Below are 5,695 nucleotides of genomic sequence, written 5' to 3' on the forward strand. Positions count from 1 at the left end.
GGCCCAGCCCACTCCCCCACGCTCCAACCTGCCGGATCCCGGGCCCGCCGACTCGCTGGACTCCTCGCCGAGCGCGGCGATGGAACGGCTGACGTCGGTGGCCGAGTCGCTGCTGGGGGACGCCTCCCGGGTGGCGCTCGCCGACGTGCTCGGTCTCGACTGGCCGTCGGCCCGCCGCGTCCTCGCCGACCTGACCACCGTCGACCTCCGGCCGGAGCTGCCTTACCGGCTGACCTGGGCCGACGGGCTCACCATCGATCCGGGTCGCGAGCCGGCCTGGCTGTCGCACGGCTACCTGGAGCGCGCCTGATGAGCACCACCGACAACCTCGGCCCCGGCCAGGGGAACGATCGCCCCGAGGCCACGCCTGCTCACGCTCCCGCGCCGGCCGCCGTGCGCGCTCCCGGGGGCGGCAATGTGGGTGCCAAAGCGGCGACCCGCTCCGGAGCGGCTGCCGATCAGATCGGCACAGACGCGCAGATCCGCTCGGGGGCGGTGGCCGATCAGGGCGGCACACGCACGCAGGCCCGCTCACAGGCCACCGACGGTGCTCGCACGCGGATGCAGTCCCGTTCCAGAACAGCCGGGCGGGTCGGTGCTCCCCTGCAGGCGCGCTCCAAGACGGTCGACGGGCCCGTCGACCATGCGCGGGCGCGGTCGGGTGGGCCGCTGTGGCTGGGCGCCGGGGCTGCCGCGCCCGCCGGCATGGTACGCCTGACGTGGCCGGACTCCACCGGGCAGGCCCTGCCGGTCTGGCCCGACGGGGTGACGCCGTCGCTGCTGGACGAATACCAGGTCGCGCCCGTCCCCGTGGAGCGGGCCGGGGAGACCAGGCGCGTCCTTGCCGCCGTGCTCAAGTGCTGCTGGACGGACCTGTCCGTGGACCCGTGGCCGGGCGATCCGGCGCCGGTGGAGCTGGTGCTCGACACGTACCGCGCGTTGATCGGCCGTACCGACGACCTGATGCGCAACTGGGCGATCGGGGCGCTGCGCCGGCTGCACGACTCGGCGTGGATCGTCATGGACGACGGCGTGGTCCTGCTGGGCCCGCGCTGTGCTCTGTGGCCGGTGGAGTCGCACGCACAGCTGCAGGAGCTGGTACGCCGCCTGCCTGAGCCGGAGCGCCCCGAGCTCACCGTGGTGGGCGACGCCGACATCGTGGCCGCCGCCCGACTCGCCGAGGCCGTCCCTGTCCAGGAGCCGGGAGCCGGTGGACGGGTCGAGGGCGGCGCGGCGGAGTTCGACCATCTGCTGGGGGCCTACGACGAGCGGCGGCGGGCCGAGCTGGTGGCGGCGTTCATGGTGGTGGAGTACGCCGCCGAGCCGGTGCAGGAGGTCCGGTTCGCCGCTCTGCGCGACCCGGCGCTGCGCCACACGCTGGGCGAGATGCTGGCGCGGCGCGGCCGTACCCTGATCCAGCACCGCGACCGCTGGACGTCCGGCTACGACGACACCTGCGCCGCCGCACTCACCGCCACCGGCGAAGCCGATCAGGCGAGTACGACCACCCATCCCGGCGCGGACGGGGCTTCCGGCCCAGCGCTTCCTGCCGAGACGTCCGACGCCCCAGTCCCTGACGAGGCGGCGGACCCCGGCGGGCGGGCATCGGCCCCGGGGGCGGGCGTGAAGCTGGGAGTGAGCGAGCGGGCGGTGCTGACGTTGGTGCTGGTGCACTCGGTGGCGATCCCGAGGGCCGAGGGTCTGCTGCCCGAGGACTCCTGGCTGTCGCCGCATCCCACGCCGGTGGACGAGCTGCGCCGCCACACGCAGTTGCCGATCGGCGAGCTGGAGGCGGCGTTGCGGGTGCTGCGGCACGCCGGGTTGCTGAGCCAGGTGAAGGCCGGCGAGGAGGCGGGCGGATATGTGCCCGGGCCGCAGTTCCACCGGCTCACTCCGGTGGCACGGCGGCGGCTGCAGGAGGAGCTGATCCTGGCGGCCGGGCCGAGCACGCCGCTGGCGGCCGCCGTACGGGCTCGGAGATCGGCGAGATGAACGCGCACCCGCCCGCACGGGACGGAGATGTCGGCGCAATGACGGATGAAAGGGTTACGGGGGATCAACGTGTCGCAGGTGGAGAACGTCGTCGGGGACCGGGTGCTGATCGCCGTGCAGGCGGTCAACATTTCGCGGCTGTCGACCCATCCGGTGCCCACCGTCCCCGGCACGCTCATCGTCGTGGCGGGCGCCGGGCCGAAAGACTCCAACGGCGCCGGTAAGTCGTCGTTCATCGCGTCGATCACGGCCCTGCTCGGCGACGAGCAGTGGCGCTTCGCCTCGGGCGCCAAGGCGGTGTCTGAGCTGCTGTTCAACGCCGAGCTGGCCAGCGGCGCGGGCGCCCGCCAGTGGGCGAGCGCCGACCACGGCTACATCGTGGGCGTCTTCGGCCCGCCGGGAATGGACGGCTTTCCAGCGCAGGCGGCCGACGACGGCAACGCGCAGCCCACGCCCCATGGCGGGGCGGCGGTCTCCGGTGAGCTCGTGCTCGGCGGTCCGGACGGTGAGGAGCCGAGCGGTGAGCTGTTCGAGGTGCCGGACACCTCCGGCGGGGCGCTCACCGTGTGGCTGAAGGTCAATCAGGAGGCGCCGCACCTGGAGATCCGGTGGCGGGAGGGCGTGCATCTGGCGGCCTCCCCGTCCGAGGCCGAGCGGGTGGCGCGGGCCGACGAGATCTGGGCGTCGCTGCCGAAGTCGGCGGGCCGGCGCGACGTGGTGGCCCGCGACCTGACCAAGGTCCTCTACGGCGACCGGGTCAGGTGCGTGTCGTTCCTGTCCACCTCCGTACGCAGCAAGGTCGCCACCAACCTGCTCTCCCAGCCGCTCAACGAGATCTCCCCCGAGCGGGTCTTCGAGGCCATCGCCGCGCTCACCGGCCTCGACGCCGAGCTGGAGCAGGAGCGGGAGGCCCGCCGCGACGAGCACGCCAGGCGGGTGCGCGCGGCGCAGGCGGGCGACCGGCTGGCGGAGTTCGAGGCGGAGTCGAAGGCGCTGCTGACCACGTTCGACCGGCGTGATCAGGCGAGGGTACGCCTGGCCGACGCGCTGCGGTGCTGGCGCGGCAGGCAGGCGCGCAAGCTGGCCGACGCCGCGGCCAAGGACGAGTCGCTGGCCGCCGACCTCGAACGGCACCGCGCGGCCGGCGCGGCGGCGGCCGAGGCGATCGCCATGGTGAGGGCGGAGATCGCCACGCTGAAGGAGGACACGCTCGACCGGCAGGTGGCGCAGGCCCGCAAGGAGCTGGCGGCGCTGCAGGCCACGGCCGCCAAGCTGGACGCCGACCGCGCGGTGGCGGAAAACTCCGCCGACGAGCTGCGCGGGCAGATCCCGGCGCTGGAGGAGAGCCGCAGGTTCGCCGACGGGCGTGACGTGCCCGCGGCCGAGCGGGAGCTGCGCGAGGTCCGGCTCCGGCTCAACGAGGCGCTCAAGGCGCTGGGCGTGGCCGACCGGGAGGTGTCGTCCGCGCAGGCGGCGCTGGACGACGCGGAGGGCGGACCGGCGGCGGCCCAGCTCAACGCGCTCGCGGCGGCGGGCGTCGGCGCGACGGGCCTGCTGGACGCGCTGGACGTCGCCGAGCAGGCCCGCGAAGCCGCGCAGTCCGCCGGGCTGCGGGGGTGGCCGCACGAGCACGCCGTGATCGTGGACGCCGCCCGGCTCCCGTCGGCGGCCGAGGCGCTGGCCGGGCTTCCCGGGTCCGTGCTGGTCAGCGCGGCCGGGGTGAGCGTCGTGGGGGCGTTCGACGGGGTGGCGACCGGGCGGGAGACCCGGATCAAGGCAGCCGAGCAGCGGCTGCACCGGGCCAGGGATGTCCAGGAGACGGCGGCGCAGGCCGTAGGCGATGGGGAGGAGGCCGTCGCCGAGGCGCAGCGGCGGCTGGAGGGCGCCCGGGCCGGGGTACGGCTGGCCGAGGTCGAGGCGCGGCTGGGCGAGCGGCGGGCCAGGCTGGGCGAGCTGAACGCGGCCATCGAGGAGCTGGCCCCCAAGGTCGCCGAGGCCGAACGGCAGGCCGGGGCGCTGGACTTCCGCGGGCGTACGAGGGACATGGAGATCGAGCGGCTGGAGGGCAGGCGGCAGCGGCACGAGACCGAGCGGGCGCAGGCCCGCGACCAGGAGGGGAAGGTCGGCGCGGAACGCGAGGCGCTCAGGCTCGGCGCGCTGACCGCCGACTGGGGCGGCACCGTGCGGACGGCACGCGAATGGCTGGAGGCGCTGCCGGAGGAGGAGCGGCCGCGTACCGCCGAGGAGTGGTGGCGGATCGCCGAGCGGCACTTCGACCAGGCGCTGCGCGACACGTTCCCGGAGGAGGACGCCGAGATCCCGGAGGAGCTGCGGTTCCTGCTGAGCGAGCGGGGCGGGAGCACGGCGCGGGAGCAGGCGACGTTCGCGGCGGTGTGCGGGGCGCTCGCGTCGTACCTGCGGGGTCAGGAGGAGTACGAACGGCATCAGCGCGGGCAGATCGAGGCGCAGATCGTGACCAGGCAGCGGGACCTGGCGGCGGCGGCCAGGGGCGCGGAGGAGGCGGCCCAGTCGACGGCCGTGCACCGGGCGGCGCTGACGGCGGCGATCAAGGCGCGGCTCACGCGGGTGGCGGAGGAGTTCGAGAAGCTCGACACGTCATACGGCGGCTACGGCGCGACGCTGGAGTTCCCGGTGCCGCCCGCGCCCGCCGATCCGGAGCAGCGCTGGCAGTGGCGGGTGACGCCGAAGTGGCGGCGCGGCGAGGGGCAGGGGTTCGTGCCGTACAACCGGCGGGCCAACACCGCGCTCATGGACGAGAAGGCGGTCAAGCTGGTGTGCGCGGCGGCGATCGCCTCGTCCGGGGGCGGGCATCTGTGCCTGGTGCTCGACGAGCTGGGGCGCAATCTGGGCAAGGAGCACCGCAGGGAGGCGGTGGCGCTGTTCAGGAGGATCGGAGAGACGTACGGGATCACGGTGATCGGGGCGTTGCAGGACGACATGGAGCCGTATGCGATCGACGCCTGCGGGCAATACATCAAGCTGCGGCGGTCGTCGGACGCGATGCCGTACAACGACCCGCCGGTGATCGTCGGGCATGACCAGCACGCCGAGCGGGTGCGGGCGCTGGCGGCGTACGTGGACCGGACGGCGGCTACCTGATCGGCGGGCCGGTGTAGGAGGCGCGCAGGCGGAGGAGGGCGCCTCGGTCGTACTCCTCCATGGCGTGCGCCAGCCATCCCGCCGCCCTGGCCACCGCGAAGACGGCCTCGCCCGCGCCGCGCACCATGCCGCTCACGGCGGCGAGGATGGCGAGGGCGAAGTCGATGTTCCGCTCGGGGAGCCTCCGCCTGCGCATCTCCTCCAGGACGGCCAGGCCGGCGGCGATCCGCTCGTGTCCCGGCGCGGCCTCCTTGATCAGGTCGAGCAGGAGGCCGCCGCGCCCGTCGCCGTTCTTGTAGATGCTGTGGCCGAAGCCGGGGATGCGCTCGCCGCGCCGTACCCGCTCCGCGATCGCCCGCGCCGCCTGGCCTGGCTCGTCGACCTCGGCGAGCAGGCGCTCGGCGCCGTACGAGGCGCCGCCGTGCAGCGGGCCGCCCAGCACGCCGAAGCCCGTCAGGACCACGGCGTACGGGTCGGCCTTGGCGGAGGCGGCGACCCTGGCGGCCAGAGTGGAGGCGGCCAGCTCGTGGTCGGCGAGCAGGACCAGCGCTGCCCCCACCGCGTCGAGCAGGGCGGGCGGGGC

3 protein-coding genes and 1 pseudogene are annotated in these 5,695 nt (G+C 74.9%); 3 read left to right on the forward strand and 1 reads right to left on the reverse strand.

Going from position 1 to position 5,695, the window contains the following annotated elements; genetic code table 11:
- From EJK15_RS67205 to EJK15_RS67215, 3 genes and pseudogenes are all read left to right on the forward strand, one after another.
- A pseudogene (locus EJK15_RS67205) lies at nucleotides 1-310 on the forward strand (hypothetical protein); the annotation flags it as partial.
- Nucleotides 310-1,992 (forward strand): hypothetical protein, encoded by a 1,683-nt coding sequence (locus EJK15_RS67210; protein WP_240778100.1) that lies wholly within the window; start codon nucleotides 310-312, stop codon nucleotides 1,990-1,992. The pseudogene EJK15_RS67205 and the gene EJK15_RS67210, both read left to right, overlap by 1 nt.
- A 45-nt stretch (nucleotides 1,993-2,037) precedes the next feature.
- Nucleotides 2,038-5,112 carry a coiled-coil domain-containing protein gene (locus EJK15_RS67215; RefSeq protein WP_240778101.1) on the forward strand — a complete coding sequence of 1,025 codons (3,075 nt, stop codon included), beginning with the start codon at nucleotides 2,038-2,040 and terminating at the stop codon, nucleotides 5,110-5,112.
- Here EJK15_RS67215 and EJK15_RS67220 read toward each other — a convergent pair.
- On the reverse strand, nucleotides 5,105-5,695 hold a 591-nt coding region (locus tag EJK15_RS67220), incomplete at its 5' end, for a citrate/2-methylcitrate synthase (RefSeq protein WP_276615614.1). The genes EJK15_RS67215 and EJK15_RS67220 overlap by 8 nt on opposite strands.

The organism is Nonomuraea basaltis (genome assembly GCF_005893125.1).
GTDB lineage: Bacteria > Actinomycetota > Actinomycetes > Streptosporangiales > Streptosporangiaceae > Nonomuraea > Nonomuraea basaltis.